This window comes from Lutispora sp., from assembly GCF_041687175.1.
In the GTDB taxonomy this organism is placed as follows: domain Bacteria; phylum Bacillota; class Clostridia; order Lutisporales; family Lutisporaceae; genus Lutispora.
Genome location: NZ_JAWLCK010000168.1, coordinates 1 through 4796 on the forward strand (window position 1 = coordinate 1; position 4796 = coordinate 4796).

The 4796-nt window shown below is 39.8% G+C and carries 3 protein-coding genes; all 3 read right to left on the minus strand.

The genetic code is table 11. From position 1 onward, the window contains the following. Nucleotides 1-396: 396 nt before the first annotated feature. Genes ACESM9_RS14480 through ACESM9_RS14490 form a run of 3 tightly spaced genes read right to left on the minus strand, consistent with a single transcriptional unit; the run spans nt 397 to nt 4710 of the window. A complete protein-coding gene (locus ACESM9_RS14480) occupies nt 397-1638 on the minus strand; it encodes an efflux RND transporter periplasmic adaptor subunit (protein ID WP_373000244.1) in 1242 nt (413 codons plus the stop codon). A 13-nt stretch (nt 1639-1651) separates the two neighbouring features. Then, nucleotides 1652-4000, minus strand: coding sequence for an ABC transporter permease (locus ACESM9_RS14485; protein WP_373000247.1), 2349 nt, complete (start codon nt 3998-4000; stop codon nt 1652-1654). Continuing rightward, nucleotides 4000-4710, minus strand: a complete 711-nt coding sequence (locus ACESM9_RS14490; protein WP_373000250.1) for an ABC transporter ATP-binding protein — start codon at nt 4708-4710, stop codon at nt 4000-4002. The genes ACESM9_RS14485 and ACESM9_RS14490 overlap by 1 nt, the downstream gene beginning before the upstream one ends. Nucleotides 4711-4796 lie beyond the last annotated feature (86 nt).

The following is a 4796-nucleotide window of genomic DNA, read 5'->3' on the forward strand; positions in this document are numbered from 1 at the left end:
TTTGCTATTAATAGTAAATATTGCGACATAATAGCCTAAAATATTTCTTATTTAATTATAACATAATACTGTTACTGTATACATTAACTGGAATAAAAGGTTGATTCTTGGTATTAAAGATGCATTTTTCCTTCTAGATAAATATTATTAATTAAAATTGGGATAATATAGATAAGGTAATATGACAATACAATAACTAATAATTATTATCTTGAAATATTTAGTATCATTTGCTAAAATATAAATAGATATGCTGAAGATAGTTATAAAATATCAGTGCACTTAACGCTCTGAAACAGGAGTAGGCACAAAGTGTATGCGTACCTCCCGCTCCTGTCAGAGCTTAACCATAAAAGGGCTGTGGTCTCCCCCCACTAGCCCTCCTTTTATTTTTTGTTATTTATCAACACGTATTTCCTTTCCTTCCTCAATATTCTCATCTGGTGAGAGTATCACCTTTTCACCTTCCTGAAGCCCTTTGGTTACTTCAATCATATCGTCGCTTTCCAGACCTTTTTCAATCTGCCTAAGCTTTGCTGTTCCATTATCATTTACAAATACATAGCTATTGTCTCCCTGTTCAAATACCGCCTTGTCTTCTATAAGCAGTGTATCTCTGGAACTAGCGGTAATAATTTTTATATCCATATCATAGCCTGGCCTTAATTCATCTATTTCTTCATCAATACTTATTTCTATCTTAATTCTTTTTTGTTCTATACCCAAATCCGACATTTTACTAAAGGCCTGAGGATAGATCTTTCTTACTGTTCCCCTTACATTATTGATGCCTAAGTCTTCGTTGCTTATGAATACTTCTGAGCCTTCCTTTATATTGGCAATATCATCAACCAAAATATCACTGGAAAGATACATCTCATCATAGCTGCCTATCTGGAAAACCAAAGTTCCCATGGGAACCACACTGCCTTCAGGGGCCTCTGCCACAAGCACAATTCCATCCATAGGAGATTTTATGATATAGTCTTTCTGTTTGCTTTTCAGATGATTTATCTGAATTTGAAGCTCATCCATCTGAGTGAGAAACTGCTTCTCAACATTAGGGGAAAGTCCCTCCTGGGCTGCTGCCAAAGCAGCTTTTGCCACCTCCAGATTTGCTTCAGCAGAAGCCAAGGCTGCTACAGAGCTTTCATATATATCTTTGCTTATGCCTCCTGCTTCATAAAGCTTTTTGTTGTTTCCTAAGACCCTCTCAGCCTCATTATAGGCTATCTGGGCTGTCTTTACATTAGCCTCCAGGGTTTGCAAATCCCATTGGCTCAGCCCCTTTCTAGCTTCTTCCAGCTGTGCCTCGATGGATTGTTTCTGAAGCTCCATGGTTCTAATCTGAAGCCTAAGTTCCTCATCCTGTATTTTTAACAGCACATCACCTGCTTTTACCTCATCTCCTACATCAGCAGATGAAAGAGTCACCACTCCGCTTTGCTGAGCATATATGTCCGCTTTATTTTCCAGTTCAACTATTGCCTTCTCTTCAATGTATTCATCTATATCTCCTCTTTTTACTTCTGTCAATTCAACATCTACAGCACTGGTTTTTGTCATATACATATAGGCTGCTGCAGCTATAATAATAAGTATTAGTCCTATCCAAATGAATTTTTTCTTGCCTCTCATACGCTTCCCTCCCTCAAGATATGCGGCTTTTCAGCGCATCAATGAAATTAATGTTATGAATCTTCTTCAATGCTGCCAATTGGGCTATGGCTGCAAACAAAATGGTGGATAAGCCAGCCATTACAAAGGTTCTCGGGGTGATAATTATGGGCAGAGAATAAAGCTCCGTATTAAAAGCATCTGCCATACTCTGGATCATCCCTATTCCTACTGGTATCCCAAGTAATATTGCAATAAAGGTAATCATAGAGTTTTCTTTCGCCAGCATCCAGAATATCTCTTTCTTATCAAATCCCATGACTCTGAGAGCTGCCAACTCCATGCGCCTCTCAGCGATGCTGATAATTGTAGAGTTATATATCAGAGCAAATCCCAAAACCCCACCGAAGAGCATCATTATATTTATGCTGAGAAGCATTATATCTATATACTCTTCAAAGGTTTTTGTCATATCGTCAATGGAGCTTATGGAAGATATGTTTTTTGCATCCTCCAGCTTGGTTTTTAAATCTTCCTTTGAAGAAGCGGCTACACCGGTTATCATGTTTTTTTCCGTCAGGGTCTCCCTCATATGCTCAATATCCATATAGGCATTTGCCCCAAGATATTGCTTGATTATTTCCTTGACTTCAAAATCCATATCATCCTTGCCTGGTATGAAATTTTTCACCCTTACATGATCACCTTTTTTTATATTCAAAGCCTTTGCCATATACTCTGTGATGAATATTCCGCGCTCAGGCAAAGTTACTTCCTTATCATACTCATTTCTGAATTCATAGAATTTAGTATCCCTCGGTACACCTATAATACTGGCATTCATCTTCTTCCAACCATTTCTTATTTCAAAGGGATACTCAATCCTAGGCTCCAGTTTCCCATCCTTCATTAATCCCTTTATATCATATATGACATCTTCACTCATGGGCTTAGCTAGTCCTATGATATAATCCATCTTCTGAAACTGACCAAACTGGATGTAGAACATACCAGTGGCGCTGTCCCACATGAACACTGGAACTGTGTTTATAGCAAAGGCCATTGCCAAACCCATAACAAGAAACACAAATCGCCTCTTCATCCTTACAATGTTTCTTATTACCATCTTCCAGCTGAAAGACAGCCTGGACCAAATAAAAGTTATTTTCTCAATAATTATGTGTTTTCCTGATTTCGGAGGCTCAGGCCTCATTGAATCTGCAGGCATGATTCTTAATACCTGTCTGGCTCCCATTAAGCCTGAGGCTATACAAAAGAGGCTAGTGAGAATCAAAGAGTATATTATGTATATATATTGAATATCAACCTTTAACAATGGTATTTCGAAAAACATGGCATATAACTCTGATAAGACACCTGCCAAAGAAAGACCTATTATTATACCTAAGGCTGAGCCAGTTAGTCCTATGAACAATGCATATTTCAGATAATGGAACAATACATCCATATTGCCGTAACCTAACGCCTTCAACACTCCTATGGACATCCTGTCGTTGCTCACTATCCTTGATAGGACTATGGATATTATTATTCCTGCTACTACAAGGAAAAGTATCGGTATGGCTGCTGCCATTGTGTCCAGACCCATAAGTTCCTGGCTCAGGATTTTATGACTCAGTTGATCCTCTCGTTTTATTATTCTTTTCACGCCATATTTATCAAGCCTTTCCTCCAGCTCCTCCGACACATCATCTATCATATCCTCGTCCTTAACTCTGATGAGGAGCTCATTATAGCTGCCCTTATACCCATAAACGGACTGGGCAAATTCTTCGGTGACATAGACCACTCCAAACTTCTCAGGTGCAGGCATCATGTTCTGTTCATTTTCCATAAGATATACGAATTCGGAGCTGGATGCCACACCAGTAACCTTCAGACTGTGCTCTCTCCCATTGATATATGGCTGGATTATGTCCCCTGGCTTTATATTTCTAGCTTCGGCAAACTGCCTGATGAGTATGGCATTCCCCTGGGCTATTTCATCCAGGGTTTCATCAGAGTATAGCCTGTTGACTTTGCCTCCCCCCTCAGGTAAAGAGATGATCCTTATCCTTACTTTTTCCTCTTCATCGTCGGTTTTTAAAGGAACATCAAAGGTAACTCGCCCTTGGACATCCGTTACTCCTTCTATGGACTCAATCTGATCCAGGGCGCTCTGTGGTATTCTCATAAGCTGAACATGAATATGGCTCAGCTTTGTTTCCTCATAATAATAGTCGATACCATTTCTCATATTGACAGCTGTGGTGCTGAAGGATATAAAGATGCTGAGAGCAACCATTATGATGACGACTACAGATATGAACTGTCCCTTTGAAGCCTTTATCATTCGCAACAGTCTTAAATCAAGCTTTTTCATCACCATTCAATCCTTTCAGGGGGTATGGGCTCCGGATTCACCTTAATCTCAGTTATTTTACCGCTTCTCATCTTTATGACCCTATCGGCCATGTCTCCTACAGCCATATTGTGGGTTATGACTACAACGGTTTTATTCAACTTTTTATTAATCTTTCTCAGAAGAGCCAGTATGAGTATGCCTGTCTTAAAGTCCAAGGCCCCTGTGGGTTCGTCGCATAGTATCAGCAAAGGATTCTTGGCTACCGCCCTTGCAATAGCTACTCTCTGCTGTTCACCACCGCTCATCTGGGACGGGAAATGATTCTTCCTTTCTGAAAGGTCTACTTCTGCCATTACTTCATCTATGTCCATAGTATCTTTGCAGATCTCTGCAGCCAGCTCCACATTTTCCCTGGCTGTGAGATTGGCCATTAGATTATAGAATTGAAAAACAAAGCCTACCTTGTCTCTCCGATATGCAGTAAGCTTTGTGTCATTGTATTTGGTTATTTCTTCTTCAGCAATCAGGACTCTGCCACTGGTAGGCAGGTCCATGCCTCCCATAATGTTTAAAAGGGTGCTTTTGCCTGAGCCGCTGGGTCCCAATATGACCACAAACTCACCTTCGTATATTTCAAAGCTCACATCATCCAATGCTTTGACTTGAACCTCACCCATCTGGTAGAACTTGCTCAGGTTTTCTACCTTTATCTGCAGAGTTTTTTCCATAGACAATCCCCCCTATCACTGATGTATGGAATTGTTTGCTAATATAATTGTACTGTAGTGATGCAGCAAATACAACAAGTGTTGCG

Bases quoted from the DNA above. Each gene is read 5' to 3' on its own strand.
- ACESM9_RS14480 (WP_373000244.1), bottom strand. From the start codon at position 1,638: ATGAGAGGCAAGAAAAAATTCATTTGGATAGGACTAATACTTATTATT.
- ACESM9_RS14485 (WP_373000247.1), bottom strand. From the start codon at position 4,000: ATGAAAAAGCTTGATTTAAGACTGTTGCGAATGATAAAGGCTTCAAAG.
- ACESM9_RS14490 (WP_373000250.1), bottom strand. From the start codon at position 4,710: ATGGAAAAAACTCTGCAGATAAAGGTAGAAAACCTGAGCAAGTTCTAC.